Here is a 16,268-nt window from a genome sequence, read left to right on the forward strand (position 1 = left end):
ATTGAGTAGTGAATTGTTGCAGTTCTTTTTCCAGTTCATCTACTCCTGATGTTAATTTATGCAAAGCGTCTTGTTGTTGTTTTAATGTTTCTAAAGTAAGTTGCTCTAATTGTTTCCCAGCTGAAGAGAAAAGGGAAAGAGATTGAGACCAGTTTTTCCAAAATGCATCGACCAATTCGTATGGTTTAGTTTCCATTGTTTGACCCCCAAATGTTTTTTTGCATATTGTGAACGCAGATTACTCTGCTGTACCACCAGGTGAAGATGAAGAATCCTTTTCATCCTTTTCTGGAGAAGTGGCAAATGGAAAGAATGCGTTCGTATATAACGTGAAAAACGTTCGCAGCATATTTTGGTAATGCTCAAAAGAAGTTGCACATGTTGCTAAATATTTCTCTCCATATTCAGTTAAAGAATAAATTCTTTTTGCTGGCCCTCCTTCGCTTGTATCCCAAGTAGAAGAAATGAGGTTTTCTTTTTCTAATTTGCGTAGTGTTCTATAGACATTACCTTGGTCAACAGAAGAAAAGCCGATATCCATTAGCATTTGAATAAGTTTGTAACCATGAAGACTCCAGTCTTTTAGACATAGAAGTAAGAAGGGAACTAAGAAGTTTTTTGGCATGGAGTTTGGTTGTTTTGCTTGGTTGTTCTCCAAACTTTCGCGTTGTTCTGGTTCATTATGTAGCATGATTGTGCATCACCTCATGAATCAGTTAGATGGAATTTTTTGCTTATAAGTGCAATTTACACCTATCTGTTTTTAAAGTCAATACATTTGTTAGAAAATAGAAAAAAATAAAATATAGACTTGAAGTTTTATTCAGAATATTAGAAAATAATGAATAGGTTGAATTGTTTCAAAAACGAAAAAGGGAGTGTAGGTAAAGTGATTGATCAAAAATTCGATCCACTACAAGCATGGAAAAATGCTTATGAACAAACCGAAACATTTTGGGGAAAAGCGCTCAATGAAACAATTAAAACAGAAGAATATTCTGCTTGGATGGGCAGCGTTCTAGATTTGAATTTGTTTTATCAAAAAGCATTAAATGATACGACAAAAAATTATTTAGAGCAGGTGAATGTGCCTACGAAAGAGGATATCGCTAGAGTGGCTACGCTTGTTATTAACTTAGAAAATAAAGTGGATAACATTGAGGAGTTTCTAGAAGATAAGGTAGAGTCAGTAGGACAAGCTCCTACATTAAAGCGCGATGTTACGAAAGTAAAACAAGATATTCGCACATTAGAAACGAAAGTTGATCAAATTTTAGAATTGCTAGAAAAGCAAAATGCAGTACTAGCAAAACTACAAGAACCTGTAAAAGAAGAAGTAAAACCTACGAATAAGCCAGAAAATAAAAAGTGATAATAGCGCTTGTTTATAACATATGAAAGAGAAAGGGAGAATCTCTTTTCTATGTATAAACAGCGAAACATAATTATATAGGGACTCCATAGTATGAGTACCAAAATGATTCATAATAGTCGTTCACAAATTCATTTAAGGGGGAAAAGAAATGGTTCAATTAAATGGAAAAGTAGCAATCGTAACAGGTGGGGCAAAAGGGATTGGAAAAGCGATCACAGTAGCGTTAGCACAAGAGGGCGCAAAAGTTGTTATTAACTATAACAGCAGTAAAGAAGCAGCTGAAAACTTAGTAAATGAACTAGGAAAAGAAGGACATGATGTTTATGCAGTTCAAGCAGATGTTTCTAAAGTAGAAGACGCAAACCGACTTGTAGAAGAAGCAGTGAATCATTTTGGTAAAGTTGATATTCTTGTTAATAATGCTGGTATTACAAGAGATCGTACATTCAAAAAGTTAAATCGTGAAGATTGGGAACGCGTAATTGACGTGAACTTAAGCAGTGTGTTTAATACGACAAGCGCGGTACTTCCATACATAACGGAAGCGGAAGAAGGTAGAATTATTAGCATTTCTTCTATTATTGGTCAAGCGGGTGGATTTGGACAAACAAACTACTCAGCAGCGAAAGCAGGTATGCTAGGATTTACAAAATCATTAGCATTAGAGCTTGCAAAAACAAATGTAACTGTAAACGCTATTTGCCCAGGATTTATTGATACTGAAATGGTAGCAGAAGTACCAGAAGAAGTACGCCAAAAAATCGTTGCGAAAATCCCGAAAAAACGTTTTGGTCAAGCTGATGAAATTGCAAAAGGTGTAGTATACCTATGCCGTGACGGTGCTTATATCACAGGTCAGCAATTAAACATTAACGGCGGATTATATATGTAATGAAGTAAGAAAAAAGTGCATATCCATAGCAGGAATGCACTTCTTTTTTTAGAAGGAAATTGACCAAAAAGGAGATAGAAAAATGACTACATTCGCAACAGAATGGGAAAAGCAATTAGAGCTATACCCAGAAGAGTACCGAAAAGCATATCGCCGAGTGAAAAGGGCGAGTGAAATTTTATTACGTGAACCAGAGCCACAAGTAGGACTAACGCCGAAAGAGGTTATTTGGACGAAGAATAAGACGAAGCTTTATCGCTACATTCCAAAACAAGAAAAAACACAAAGAGTTCCAATTCTATTAATATATGCTCTTATTAATAAACCATATATTATGGATTTAACTCCTGGAAATAGTTTAGTGGAATATCTAGTGGACCGTGGTTTTGATGTGTATATGCTTGATTGGGGCACATTTGGTTTAGAAGATAGTCATTTGAAATTTGATGATTTTGTGTTTGATTATATTGCAAAAGCAGTGAAAAAAGTAATGCGAACTGCAAAATCGGACGAGATTTCTTTACTTGGTTATTGCATGGGGGGAACGCTAACTTCTATTTATGCGGCACTTCATCCGCACATGCCAATTCGTAACCTAATCTTTATGACAAGTCCTTTTGATTTCTCTGAAACAGGATTATATGGTCCTTTATTAGATGAGAAATACTTCAATCTAGATAAAGCGGTTGATACATTTGGAAATATTCCGCCAGAAATGATTGATTTCGGAAACAAAATGTTAAAACCAATTACGAACTTTGTTGGTCCATATGTTGCTTTAGTAGATCGTTCAGAGAATGAGCGCTTCGTTGAAAGCTGGAGGTTAGTTCAAAAGTGGGTTGGCGATGGCATTCCGTTCCCAGGTGAATCATACAGACAGTGGATTCGTGATTTTTATCAAAACAATAAATTGGTTAAAGGTGAACTCGTTATTCGCGGACAAAAGGTAGACCTTGCAAATATTAAGGCGAATGTCTTAAATATTTCAGGGAAACGTGATCATATCGCCCTGCCGTGCCAAGTAGAAGCGTTGCTAGATCATATTTCTAGCACAGATAAACAATATGTATGTTTACCAACGGGACATATGTCGATTGTTTACGGTGGAACAGCGGTAAAACAAACGTATCCGACGATTGGAGACTGGCTTGACGAGCGATCTAAGTAAAAATAAAAAATCCAACTAGCATATGTTAGTTGGATTTTTTTATGTAAAATAACAAAACATAGAAAGGAGAAATTTATATTTTAGGAGTATAATTATGAAGCTTATGATTGGTAAGTTGTTTTGGGATACAGGAGCTTCTATGCCTTGTTATCCATCGTTAGAAAATGATATGATATGTGATATGCTTGTAGTTGGAAGTGGTGAAGCAGGTGCTCAAATAGCGTATTCGTTAGTGAAAATGGGAATGCGCGTTACACTTATTGAAAAAAATATGATTTCATGTGGCAGCACAGCTGCGAATACAGGGTTATTACAATTTCTTCATGATAAATCGTTAACCTCACTTATCCATACATTTGGGGAAGAAAAAGGGGTGCGAGCATATAAGCTTTGTTACGAAGCGTTACGAACAATGGAGAAAGTTGTACCGACTCTCGATATCGATCCCCAGTTTATTCCGCGAAACAGTTTATATTATGCAAGTAAAAGTGAAGATGTCTCATTTTTACAAGAGGAATACAAAACGTTACAGAATTATGAGTTTCCAGTTGAGTATTTTACAGCATCTGATATTAAGGAACGGTATCCTTTTACAAGACAAGCGGCATTATATACACACGGTGATGCTGAGGTAAATCCGTATTTATTAGCGCATAGCCTTTTGCATAAAGCAAACCAAATGGGTGCTAATATATATGAACATACAGAGGCCATACATATAAAAAAACGTCAAAATGATTTAATTTGTTATACGAAAACAGGAAATCAAATTGTAGCAAAGAATATTATTATGGCGACGGGTTATGAAGCACTTTTCGGAAAGAAAGAAAAAAATACAACAGTGGAAACATCATATGCAGTTGTGACAAATAAGGTAGATTCATTTGAAGGCTGGCATGAGCAATCATTAATTTGGGAAACAGCAAGGCCTTACTTATATTTTAGGACGTATGAAAATCGTATTATTGTAGGTGGATTGGATGAAGCAATGAAAATTCAAACAATCGGTGATACGAAATTATTGCATAAGCGTGATGTCCTTATTAACATTATAAAAGAGATGTTCCCCCAGTATAAAGATATACAGGCGGAGTATTATTGGGCGGCAGCATTTGGCGGTAGTCATGATGGTCTCCCTATTTTAAAAGAAGATAATAAGATACATAATTTATTTTATGCATTGCCATATGGAGGTAATGGAACTGTGTATGGAATGGTATTTGCTAAAATATTTGAGCAGTTATTTACAAATAAAGAAAGTGAAGATTTTTCTTTATTTAATCGATAGAAAAAAGGTAGCGAAGTGATGGAATGAGAGATATAAAAAAGTTTTTACAAAAATTGCGTCCTGTACAACTCATTGTTTTGTTTTATTTATTAGCAGTAGTTGTATCGGTAATATTACTTAGTTTACCGTTTGTTACAAAGGCTGATGTGAAATGGACATTTATTGATGCCCTCTTTACATCTGTTAGTGCGGTAAGTGTTACGGGACTGTCTGTTGTTACGATTTCAGATACATTTACTACGGCAGGAATTATTATTTTAGCCCTTATTTTACAATTGGGCGGCTTAGGAATTATGGCGCTAGGTACATTCGTTTGGATTATAACAGGAAAAAAGATTGGTTTGCAGAGAAGAAGACTGATTATGGCAGACCATAACCAAGGGAATTTATCAGGTCTTGTAGAATTGATGCGTTCTATTTTAATTGTAATTATTTCAATAGAGCTTATTGGAGCAATATTATTAGGTACAAGATTCTTACTTTACTTTCCAACTTGGCAAGAAGCTTATTTTCACGGTTTTTTTGCAGCTGTTAGTGCAACTACGAACGGCGGATTTGATTTAACAGGACAATCGCTAATTCCGTATAAAAAAGATTACATTGTTCAAATGATTCATATGTTACTTATTATTTTAGGAGCAATCGGCTTCCCTGTATTAATGGAAGTGAAACAATTCCTTAGTAAAAGGAGACAGCAACTATTTCGTTTTTCGTTATTTACAAAATTGACGACAACAACATTTTTTGCGCTCGTGGTCGTTGGAACGATTATGATTTTTTTACTAGAACGAAATCATTTTTTAGCAGGAAAGTCATGGCATGAAACAGTTTTCTATACACTATTCCAATCTGTGACGACGCGAAGTGGGGGACTTGCTACAATGGATATACTTGAATTGTCACAACCGACGCTTTTATTTATGAGTATATTAATGTTTATAGGAGCATCTCCAAGTTCGGTTGGGGGCGGGATACGTACAACAACATTTGCTGTTAGTATATTGTCACTATACACTTTTGCAAGAGGCGGGAGAACGGTTAGAGTCTTCAAACGTCAGCTACATGAAGAGGACGTGCTGAAAGCATCTGTCGTTATGACAATGGGGATTTTATTATGTGCCACAGCACTATTTATTTTATCTATTACGGAAAATGTACCGCTTATGAGTTTAATTGTTGAAGTCTGTTCTGCTTTCGGGACGACAGGACTATCGACAGGTATTACGCCAGATTTAACAACTGTTGGTAAACTTGTACTCATTGTACTTATGTTTATCGGGCGTGTAGGTATTTTAACATTTATACTAGCTAGTGGTGGAAGAGAACAGCCACCTCGCTATAAATACCCGAAAGAGAGAATTATTATTGGATAGTATGAAACCATTCTACCTATGTTAGGTAGAATGGTTTTTTAGTCGTTAATGCCAAATTGCGGATGCATAAAAGTATCCTTCTTATTATCTCCTTCTTTTTTTAGTAACTCTTGATTTTCTTCTGAAATCCACCCAATATCATTTGTAGGATGGATCCATTCTTCTCCAGCCATAATGGCAGGGTCTACATCATCACTCCAATTGTGAAGTGGACTGTTCTCGGAATCATATTTACTATCTCCGATTACGACGTCATATTGATTTATGAAAGGTTGTTGCATCTTCTTTCCTGTTCCTTTAAAAGATGGGAAATTCATTTGATGCGGGAGCGTTTCATCTAAAATGGGTGACTGGATTTTATCTTTCTTCTTCAAAATAAGAGCTCCTTTTTATTATGATTTCTTCATATGTAGTATTTCCATCTAGCAGTTCTTATGTACTTGTTAACACTTGCCAGTAATAATTATTTTAGCTTGCTTCAAACTAGAGTAGAAAGTGAATTTTTGAGAGCAGGTGAATGTATTGGTAAAAAGAAAAGTGAAACAAAATGCGGCAATCAACAATAATAAAACTCCGAAAGAAAGCTTACCAGATGCAGAATTTGCATTAGAGTATGAAGGAGAAAATAGCGCGAAGTATGCAAATCGTAATTCAAAAAAAGGTAAACAAAAGTGAGGCGTTTTTTACAAACGCCTCACTTTTTTGTGGGATTATAAAGGTTTTTTTAATTATTTGTAAATTTAGTGTTCATTATTAGCAGAAAAATGCGAAAAAACATAGAAGTAGCAACGTATTACACAAAAACAAACAACAAACAAAAGATTAATGTTGGTTTAATACTGCTTTTACACTAGTTGTTTATATTTGAGTTGTACATAAGATTTGTAAAAGGAGAGAGAGACAGTGAAAAAAACAATCTTTAAAGCTGTAGCAACTGGAATGGTATTTTCGTTATTAATGGGGTGTGGTGCAAAGAAAGAAGAAAGTGCTGGGGCAAAAGTAAAAGATGATAAATTATCTGGATCATTAACTGTTTACACAGCAATTGAAGAAGAACTTGTACCAATTTATCTTGATTCTTTTAAAAAGAAATATCCAGATGTGAAGCTGAATATTGTTCGTGATTCAACTGGAGTTATTACAGCAAAATTGCTAGCTGAAGGAAAAAATACACAAGCAGATGTTGTATGGGGAACTGCAGCTTCAAGTCTATTAGCTTTAGATAAAAAAGATATGTTAAAAGGATACTCTCCAAAAGGAGCGGATCGCGTTTTACCGCAATTTAAAGATGATAAACAACCAGAAAAATGGGTAGGAAATACTGCATTTATGACGGGGATTGCTATAAATAAAGAAGAATTAAAGAAGAAAAATTTACCGATGCCAGAATCATACGAAGACTTAACGAAACCAGAGTATAAAGGAACGCTTGTTATGCCACATCCAGCATCTTCTGGAACAGGATTTTTAACAGTTTCTGCATGGTTACAAATTATGGGTGAAGATAAAGGCTGGGATTACATGAAGAAACTTCATGATAATATGGCAACTTATACTCATTCAGGTTCAAAACCAGCGAAATTAGCGGGTGCGGGTGAATATCCAGTTGGTGTATCGATGGTTTATAGTGCTTTGAAAGAGAAACAAAAAGGTGCACCAGTTGAAGTTGTATTGCCAAAAGAAGGATTAGGTTGGGAAGTAGAAGCGAACGCACTTATTAAAAAAGATAATGCAAAAAATGAAAAATTAGCGCAAGCATTTTTAGATTGGGCAATTACTGATGATGTAATGAAGTTATACTTCGAGAAAAATGGATTTGCGACAATTAAAAATGATTATAAACTTCCAGACGGATTCCCTAAAGATGTGACGGAAAAGTTATACAAAAAGAACGACTTTAAGTGGGCAGCAGAAAATCGCGACAAAATTTTAGAAAAATGGGAAAAAGAGTTTGGCCAAAAAGCAGAACCGAAAAAGTAAGTGAGTAGGAGAGAGAAAAAATGAGCGAATATTTATCAATTCAACACATTCAAAAACAGTTTGATGCATTTACAGCGTTAAAAGATATTTCTTTTACTGTGAAAAAAAATGAGTTTGTATGTTTATTAGGCCCAAGTGGTTGTGGGAAAACAACATTGCTTCGAATTTTAGCAGGGCTAGAAGAGGCGACAACAGGTAGTATAGCTGTGAATGGAAAAGATATTACAGCATTACCTCCTGGAAAGAGGAATTTCGGAATGGTGTTTCAATCCTATGCGTTATTTCCGAATTTAACAGCACTTGAAAACATTGAATACGGCTTAAAGACAAAAAAGTATGGAAAAGCAGAAGTAAAAGAGAAGGCGCTATCGGCGTTAGAACTAGTTGATTTACTGAATGTAAAAGATAAATATCCTGCTCAAATGTCTGGTGGACAACAGCAGCGAGTAGCACTTGCACGTGCACTCGCTCTGTCTCCGGATATTTTGTTACTCGATGAGCCGTTATCTGCTTTAGATGCAAAAGTACGTGAAAAGTTACGTAGAGAAATGCGTGATTTGCAAGAAAAAGTAGGAGTGACAACTATTATGGTCACGCATGATCAAGAAGAGGCATTAACGATGGCTGATAAAATTGTTGTAATGAATCATGCGGAAATTATGCAGATTGGCACACCAGAGGAGATTTACCAAAGGCCAGCCAATCCATTTGTGGCAGATTTTATTGGTTCTATTAATTTCTTTTCGAAAAATAACGAAGAACATGCAATTCGTCCGGAACATGTAACAGTCGTACAAAATAATGGTATGAAAACAATTGTAGAAAGCATGGAGTTTCGCGGATCTGTATACCGGACAGAAGTGCGCGTTATAGATGAGGAAACGCATCTATATAATGAGAAAATCGTTGTAGATATATTGGCATCAGAAGTAGAAAAAACAGCTATTAGGAAAGGAAAGCCGATTCAAATCTCTTTCTCAGAAAATCATATGTTGTCATATGGAAAGAAGGTTGTTGTATAGATGGAGATGTTAGAAAATTTAAAGGTAGAAAGTACGAAAAAAAAGATTAAGAGACGTATCGGTAAAGAAGAATGGATACAAAGACTATTAATTATTGGTATGATTCTTGCCTTTTTGATTATGCTTGTATTGCCACTATTACAATTGTTTACACAAGCGTTTTATGATAAAGATGGAGCTTTCATTGGTGTTGCGAATTTCAGTAAATATTTCACAACCCCAACATTAGTTCAATCATTACAAAATACGATATGGATTTCGGGCGTGACAACAATTATTGCAGTGGCACTTGCTTTCGCTTACGCCTATGCAATCGCTCGTACGAATGTATTTGGAAAGCGTGTATTTCAATATGTCGCGTTGTTACCGTTATTCGCACCAACGATGATGCATGGTATCGCACTTACATATTTATTTGGTAATCAAGGATTAGTAACGAAAGGGATGTTTGGTTTATTTGAAGGCATACAAATCCCTTTATATGGACCAGTAGGAATTGTAATGGCTGAAGTCATGTATACATTTCCGCAAGCATTTCTTATATTATTAATTGCTTTCCAAGGTTCTGATTATCGTTTATACGAAGCTTCTAATATGTTGGGAGCGAGTAAAACAAAGCAATTTCTCACTGTTACTTTACCTAGTGTAAAGTATGGATTAATTAGTGCGATGTTTGTTGTGTTTACACTTAGTTTTACTGATTTTGGTGCACCAAAAATTGTTGGTGGGCAATATAATGTACTTGCTACTGATGTATACAAACAAGTAATTGGACAACAAAATATGCCGATGGGTGCAACTGTCGGAATGATTTTATTAATCCCAGCTATATTTGCGTTTGCAGTTGATCGTATTACGCAAAGAAAGCAGGCAAATTTCTTATCTTCAAAAGCAGTGCCATATAGAATAACGGCTAATAAGAAAAGAGATGTAGCCTCGTTCATATATTGTAGTGTGATTACATTTATGATTATTCTTTTATTTGTGGCAGTTGGTATTGCGGCAAGTGTGAAAGTATGGCCATATAATATGAGTTTTACATTTGAACATTTTAATTTTTCGAGTTTAACAGGAGATGGACTTGAAGCATTTAAAAATAGTGTAATTGTATCAGCGGTAACAGCAGTTATTGGGGCAATTTTAACATTTATGTTCGCATATGCGATTGAAAAAATAAATCAGCTAAAGTTTTTCCGAAAAACAGGCTATTTTTTCTCAATTGTACCTTTAGCAATCCCAGGTCTAGTACTTGGATTGGGATACGTCTTTTTCTTTAGTCAACCAACGATTCAAATACTTGGATTATCAGTAACGAATCCGTTTCATTCTTTATATGGAACAATCGCTGTGTTAGTACTAGTCAATATCATTCATTTTTATTCTGTAACATTCGTTACGGCAACGACTGCTTTAAAGAAATTAGACCGAGAGTTTGAGCTTGTTTCGCAGTCGATGGGCATTCCGTTTTATAAAACATTCTTTAGAGTAACGGTACCAATGTGCTTACCAGCAATTTTAGAAATGGTCATGTACTATTTCGTAAATTCGATGGTAACTGTGTCAGCGGTTGTATTCTTATACGCAGCTGATTTTAAACTAGCGGCCGTATCAATCGTAAATATGGATGATGCAGGAAATGTAGCGCCAGCAGCTGCAATGAGTGTACTTATTGTTGTTACAAATATTGTAGTAAGAGTTGTATATGAATGGGGAACGAAAGCACTTCGTAACCGAACTTCACAATGGCAAAAAAGATAAAGTGAAACTTTAATCAGTGGGGGGGTTCCTCCCCCACTGATTATTAGTTGAACCAATCGGGCGTTAACGGGCAGTTGATCTCCCACTTAACTTTTTTGCTCCAGCCGAATTTTGAGGGGGAAATCTTATTGCCCGTTAACGCGGGATAAATAAGAAGGGTGATGGATTGTATGAAAATAGAAGCAGTTATTTTTGATTGGGCAGGTACGACAGTTGATTACGGATGTTTTGCACCACTGGAAGTATTTATGGAGATTTTCCATAAACGCGGTGTGGTAATTACAGCAGAAGAAGCCCGTAAACCAATGGGATTATTAAAAATTGATCATGTAAGGGCGCTAACAGAAATGCCTCGTATTGCGAGTGAGTGGAATCGCGTTTTTGGACAATTACCAACAGAAACAGACATTCAGGAGATGTATGAAGAATTTGAAGAGATTCTCTTCACTATTTTACCGCGCTATGCGTCGCCAATTCATGGAGTAAAGGAAGTGATTGCTTCTTTGCGTGAAAGAGGAATTAAAATTGGTTCAACGACTGGTTATACGAGAGAGATGATGGACATTGTAGCAAAAGAAGCAGCGCTACAAGGATATAAACCTGATTTTCTTGTAACACCAGATGATGTTCCTGCTGGGCGTCCATATCCGTGGATGTGCTATAAAAATGCGATGGAACTTGGTGTATACCCGATGAATCATATGATAAAAATTGGAGACACGGTATCAGATATGAAAGAGGGAAGAAATGCTGGTATGTGGACAGTTGGTGTAATTCTTGGTAGTAGCGAACTCGGCTTAAGTGAAGAGGAAGTGGAGAATATGGATCCAGTAGAGCTTCGTGAAAAAATAGAAGTAGTTCGTAATCGCTTTGTTGAAAATGGAGCGCACTTTACGATTGAAACGATGCAAGAACTTGAAACCGTAATGGAACATATTGAGAAACAACAACTTATTATTTCATAAAAGGGGAAGAGGATCATGACTGAAAATCACTACTTATTATTAACGCCAGGACCATTAACGACAACAAAAACAGTAAAAGAAGTTATGCTATACGATTGGTGTACGTGGGATGTTGAATATAACACGATGGTGCAAGATGTAAGAGCTAAACTTGTATCGTTAGCAACGAAGGAAGAAGAGAAATATACGACTGTTCTTATGCAAGGAAGCGGTACGTTTTCAGTTGAAGCAGTAATTGGTTCTGTTATTCCTAAAAATGGAAAGTTGCTTGTTTGTACAAATGGTGCGTACGGTAAGCGAATTGTACAAATGGCAGAGATGTTACATATAGATGTGGTGGTAAGTCAAACAGAAGAGTGGGAGCCTACTAATGTTGTAGAAGTAGAAAAGATATTACAACAAGATAAAGAGATTACACATATTGCAATTGTCCATTGTGAAACAACGACAGGTATTATTAATCCAATTGTAGACGTATGTAAATTAGGGAAGCAATACGGAAAAGTAACACTAGTTGATGCAATGAGTAGTTTTGGTGGTATTGAAATAGATATCGCTGAGTTGCAAATTGACTTTCTAATTAGTAGTGCGAATAAATGTATTCAAGGGGTTCCAGGGTTCGGATTTGTTATTGCAAAGCGCGATGAATTGTTGAAATGTAAAGGGCAGGCACGTTCATTATCTTTAGATTTATACGATCAATGGGAAACGATGGAAAATCAAAATGGAAAATGGCGTTTTACATCACCTACACATGTTGTACACGCTTTTTATCAAGCACTACTTGAATTAGAAAAAGAGGGCGGAGTAAAAGCACGTTACAATCGATATGATAACAATCAAAAACTATTAGTGAATCGAATGAGAGAAATCGGATTTAAGCCACTAGTAGATGAAAAATATCAATCACCTATTATTACATCTTTCATTTATCCAGAAGAATGGTTTGATTTTGAGCAATTATACAATGAATTAAAGCGTGATGGATTTGTTATATATCCAGGTAAAATTTCAAAAGTAGATACATTCCGCATTGGAAATATCGGTGATGTACATGAGGCAGATATTAATCGCTTAGTTGATAGTATCGCTAAAGGAGTTGTTATAGGTTGAAAGTATTTTGCTTAGGTGGAGCAGGTAAAATTTGTCGTGAAGCAATTTTAGATTTAGTGCAATTTTCATCTTTTGAGACGATTACAGTAGCAGATTTTAACGAAGAAGAGGGGCTTAAAGTAGTAGAATGGCTCAACGATCCTCGCGTTGATTTTGTGAAAGTAGATGTAACGAATCATGAGGATACGGTTGCAAAAATGAAGGGCTATGACATTGTAATGGATGGTACAACAATTAAGTTAAATGGATTATCTACTCGATGTATTGCAGAAGCAGGTTGTCACGGTGTGAATTTAAATGGATTTGGTGAAGAAAATGATTCGCATTCTATATTTGTTCAAAACGGAAAAACATGTTTACCTGGGTTTGGTATGACGCCAGGTGTAACGCAAATGATGGCGATGTATGCGGCAAATCAGTTACATACTGTAGAGTCAGTTCGTGTAAGTCATGGTTCGTATCGTCCCATTGCTTTTTCTGCATCCATTACAGAAACAACGACATATGAATATGATCCACATTTGCCATCGCGTACAGTGTATGAAGATGGTGAGTTTAAGCAAGTGCCTCCGTTTGCGCGTCCAAGAGAAATTGAATTACCGGCGCCTTATGGTAAGACAACGCAGTATATCATACCGCATTCTGAAACGATTACGTTAGCAAAAGCATTAGAAAATAAAGGCGTTAAACTAATAGAGACGAGAGGAACTTGGCCAAAGCAAAATATGCAGCTCGTACGTGCATTGTATGATTACGGTATATTGCGTAATGACCAAGTTGAAATAAATGGAAAAGAAATCGGCATAATGGATTGTATTGCGAAGTATTTATTGCAATCGAAAGAAGGACAAGAAACAGAGATTTACGGTTATGCACTTCATGTAGAAGTAATAGGTATGAAAAATAATGAGAAACAAAGACGTGTATTATATCATACACACCCGTTATCTGATGGATCTGTTGTAGGATGGGAAAAATTAAGAGCTTATACGAGAAACGTCGGTATTCCATTTGGGATTGCTACAGAGCTAATCGCAAAAGGGAATGTAAATAAAGTTGGTGTTGTGACACCCGAGGAAGCTTTTGTCAAACCACAAATTATTTTTGATGAACTAAAAAAGCGTGGTATTCATATTCACGAGGAAGTTTTCGTTGAAAAGGAAAGTTATAACTTTGTATAAGTAAGGCAGTGTATGAGGTAGAAATCAATGGGGTGAGGTTATGTCTGTAGTAGGTGAAGAAAGAAAGCGAACCATTCTTGAGAAGGTAGAGTTTAAAGGGAAGGTAAAAGTTTCAGAATTAGCGAGAGAGTTTGCTGTATCAACAGAGACGATTCGTCGTTATTTAGAAGAATTGGATCGTGAAAAGAAGTTGAAGAAAGTGTATGGTGGAGCCGTCCAACTTCCGGGAGCTGGAATAGAGGCACCAATGTTAGAACGAGAGATGCTACATATAGAAGAGAAGAAGCGAATTGGGTATAAAGCAGCAACATTTGTAGAAGATGGAGATGTTATTGCGATTGATGACGGAAGTACACCACTTCAAATGGTACCATATCTGGTACATCGCAAAAATTTAACGATTGTAACAAGTTCATTTCCAGTAGCGACACAATTAATTTCTTCTATTAATAAAAAGATGTTTCACGGTGAAGTTTTATTTATTGGTGGAAAAGTTTCTCCAAAACATTCACGCGTATCAGGATCTATTTCGCAGCAAGTTATCCAGCAATTTCATTTTCATAAAGCATTTGTTTCGATTGATGGATTATTACCTGGTTTTGGAGTTTCTAGTTTTGAATTAGAAAAGGCGAAACTGTCAGAAGCGATGATGAAATTAGCAGAGAAAACATATATTTTATGTGATCATACAAAGGTAGGCGTAAAAGGAAATTACCGAATAGCAGCGTTTTCGCGCATTCAACATGTAATTTGTGATAAGAAAATGCCCTATAGTTTTGAAGAGGAAGTTAAAAGGCATAATATTCAATGGACAATTTGTTAAATACGTAGAACTCCCACCTGATTGTGAGGTGGGAGTTCTACTGCCTGCAAATAGCGGGATAAAAGTTTTGTATTTATGCAAAAAAAGTGGACACATTTTCCCATCTCTTTCATATAATTTACCAATACAAAAAAAGTTGGTCGAAGGAAAGAAGGGGAAGTATGTCAGAACGGATATATAATAAACTTGTCTTGTATGCAAATATTTTGCAAAAAATTGGTGTCATCAATGAGAAGGAAAAAAATGAAATTCTTCATACGATAGGTAAAAAAGCTCTTTGAATAAAGGGCTTTTATATTTTTTACCTTTAAAAATATAAATTTAATGTAATATTCTCGTTGACATCGATAATGATATTCATTATCATTTATTTATGAGTAATTGATAATGTTTATCAATTATAAAGATTATATATGATAGGGGATATTATTTTGAAAAAAAATTATATGAAGGCGCTAGTAGTAGCGACAACATTAGCAATTCCATTTGCTGCATACTCTACTCCAGCGTTAGCAGCAATAAAAATTGAAGCAAACCAATCGGTAGCGGCAGCTAGTGAACGTACATACGATACTGAGATTAAAATATATAAGGATCAAAAAGATGAGCCATCTATGGTTTCTCAATATATAAAAGATCCTAAAGTAACGATTGCGGACGGGAAAAAAATTGTAACTGTAACAATGCAAGATAGCGATTATTTTCAATACCTTAGAATAGAGGATAAAAACCAACCTGGCGTATTTCATGATGTAAAAGTTTTGTCAGAAGATAAGAGGAAGAATGGAACGAAAGTGGTTCAATTTGAAATTGGCGAGTTTGAGAAGAAGCACAATATGCAAATGCATATACTTATTCCGGCTATTGGATATGATCACAAATATCAAGTTCAATTTGAAATTAAAGATCCAACTGTAGGTGACAAAGAAACAGAGAAACCAGATGATAACTCTAATTCCGGCAATACGGAGACGGATCATCCAGTTGATAATCAAAATATGATAACAGATAATAAATTAAGAGAGCTTGTTAATAAAAAGGTATTTAATAGAAAAGATTTAAATACACCAATCACGAAAGAAGAGTTATTACAAGTAAAGGACTTGTTTTTAAATACGAATGAGATACTGGATTATAGTGCATTAAAATATATGCCAAATTTAAAATCTTTAACAGTTGCGAATGCGAAGATAAAAGATCCATCATTCTTTACGAGCTTAAAACAATTGAAACATTTAGCTTTACGTGGTAATGAATTTTCAGATGTAACACCAATTGTTAAGATGGATAATTTAGATTCTCTTGATTTAAGTAATAATAAAATTACGAA

The 16,268-nt window shown here is 35.5% G+C and carries 16 protein-coding genes and 1 pseudogene; 14 read left to right on the plus strand and 3 right to left on the minus strand.

From position 1 onward, the window contains the following. Both MR083_RS23250 and phaQ read right to left on the minus strand, forming a co-directional pair. Window positions 1-196: pseudogene (locus MR083_RS23250) on the minus strand (polyhydroxyalkanoic acid inclusion protein PhaP); the annotation flags it as partial. Between the two features lie 42 nt (window positions 197-238). Then, on the minus strand, window positions 239-691 hold the full coding sequence (gene phaQ, locus MR083_RS23255) for a poly-beta-hydroxybutyrate-responsive repressor (protein WP_000903021.1): 453 nt from the start codon (window positions 689-691) through the stop codon (window positions 239-241). Window positions 692-889: 198 nt separating this feature from the next. Between phaQ and phaR the strand changes: the two genes are divergently transcribed. From phaR to MR083_RS23280, 5 genes are all read left to right on the plus strand, one after another. Continuing rightward, window positions 890-1,372, plus strand: a complete 483-nt coding sequence (gene phaR / locus MR083_RS23260) for a polyhydroxyalkanoic acid synthase subunit PhaR (protein WP_000566940.1) — start codon at window positions 890-892, stop codon at window positions 1,370-1,372. Between the two features lie 151 nt (window positions 1,373-1,523). Next, entirely contained in the window at window positions 1,524-2,267 is a 744-nt protein-coding gene (locus tag MR083_RS23265) for an acetoacetyl-CoA reductase (RefSeq protein WP_000250412.1), read from the plus strand. Window positions 2,268-2,349: 82 nt separating this feature from the next. Then, window positions 2,350-3,435 (plus strand): class III poly(R)-hydroxyalkanoic acid synthase subunit PhaC, encoded by a 1,086-nt coding sequence (phaC, locus tag MR083_RS23270; RefSeq protein ID WP_000206335.1) that lies wholly within the window; start codon window positions 2,350-2,352, stop codon window positions 3,433-3,435. A gap of 94 nt (window positions 3,436-3,529) precedes the next feature. After that, window positions 3,530-4,723, plus strand: a complete 1,194-nt coding sequence (locus tag MR083_RS23275) for an NAD(P)/FAD-dependent oxidoreductase (RefSeq protein ID WP_000772469.1) — start codon at window positions 3,530-3,532, stop codon at window positions 4,721-4,723. A 23-nt stretch (window positions 4,724-4,746) separates the two neighbouring features. Further along, window positions 4,747-6,096: a TrkH family potassium uptake protein gene (locus tag MR083_RS23280; protein WP_001204696.1), complete on the plus strand. Its 1,350-nt coding sequence runs from the start codon at window positions 4,747-4,749 to the stop codon at window positions 6,094-6,096. A gap of 38 nt (window positions 6,097-6,134) precedes the next feature. Here MR083_RS23280 and MR083_RS23285 read toward each other — a convergent pair whose 3' ends face one another. Next, on the minus strand, window positions 6,135-6,470 hold the full coding sequence (locus MR083_RS23285; RefSeq protein ID WP_000725962.1) for a DUF3905 domain-containing protein: 336 nt from the start codon (window positions 6,468-6,470) through the stop codon (window positions 6,135-6,137). A 148-nt stretch (window positions 6,471-6,618) separates the two neighbouring features. Between MR083_RS23285 and MR083_RS23290 the strand changes: the two genes are divergently transcribed. The 9 genes from MR083_RS23290 to MR083_RS23330 all read left to right on the plus strand — a co-directional run. Beyond that, a complete protein-coding gene (locus MR083_RS23290) occupies window positions 6,619-6,771 on the plus strand; it encodes a hypothetical protein (protein ID WP_000240799.1) in 153 nt (50 codons plus the stop codon). 228 nt (window positions 6,772-6,999) lie between these two features. Further along, window positions 7,000-8,076 carry a putative 2-aminoethylphosphonate ABC transporter substrate-binding protein gene (locus tag MR083_RS23295; RefSeq protein ID WP_000750887.1) on the plus strand — a complete coding sequence of 359 codons (1,077 nt, stop codon included), beginning with the start codon at window positions 7,000-7,002 and terminating at the stop codon, window positions 8,074-8,076. A gap of 20 nt (window positions 8,077-8,096) precedes the next feature. Next, entirely contained in the window at window positions 8,097-9,098 is a 1,002-nt protein-coding gene (locus tag MR083_RS23300) for a putative 2-aminoethylphosphonate ABC transporter ATP-binding protein (RefSeq protein WP_000006185.1), read from the plus strand. Continuing rightward, window positions 9,099-10,856, plus strand: coding sequence for a putative 2-aminoethylphosphonate ABC transporter permease subunit (locus MR083_RS23305; protein ID WP_000425511.1), 1,758 nt, complete (start codon window positions 9,099-9,101; stop codon window positions 10,854-10,856). A 170-nt stretch (window positions 10,857-11,026) separates the two neighbouring features. Beyond that, window positions 11,027-11,821, plus strand: coding sequence for a phosphonoacetaldehyde hydrolase (phnX, locus tag MR083_RS23310; protein WP_000687378.1), 795 nt, complete (start codon window positions 11,027-11,029; stop codon window positions 11,819-11,821). Window positions 11,822-11,836: 15 nt separating this feature from the next. Further along, window positions 11,837-12,934 (plus strand): 2-aminoethylphosphonate--pyruvate transaminase, encoded by a 1,098-nt coding sequence (gene phnW / locus MR083_RS23315; protein WP_000138246.1) that lies wholly within the window; start codon window positions 11,837-11,839, stop codon window positions 12,932-12,934. Continuing rightward, window positions 12,931-14,115, plus strand: coding sequence for a saccharopine dehydrogenase family protein (locus MR083_RS23320; protein ID WP_000862150.1), 1,185 nt, complete (start codon window positions 12,931-12,933; stop codon window positions 14,113-14,115). The genes phnW and MR083_RS23320 overlap by 4 nt, the downstream gene beginning before the upstream one ends. A gap of 40 nt (window positions 14,116-14,155) precedes the next feature. Next, the gene (locus tag MR083_RS23325; RefSeq protein ID WP_000117662.1) at window positions 14,156-14,938 is read left to right on the plus strand and encodes a DeoR/GlpR family DNA-binding transcription regulator; all 783 of its coding nucleotides are present in this window, start codon (window positions 14,156-14,158) and stop codon (window positions 14,936-14,938) included. Between the two features lie 413 nt (window positions 14,939-15,351). Beyond that, the coding region (locus MR083_RS23330) for an NEAT domain-containing protein (RefSeq protein ID WP_242269906.1) at window positions 15,352-16,268 on the plus strand (917 nt) is incomplete at its 3' end.

This window comes from Bacillus cereus group sp. BfR-BA-01408 (assembly GCF_022663305.1).
Taxonomy (GTDB): domain Bacteria; phylum Bacillota; class Bacilli; order Bacillales; family Bacillaceae_G; genus Bacillus_A; species Bacillus_A pacificus.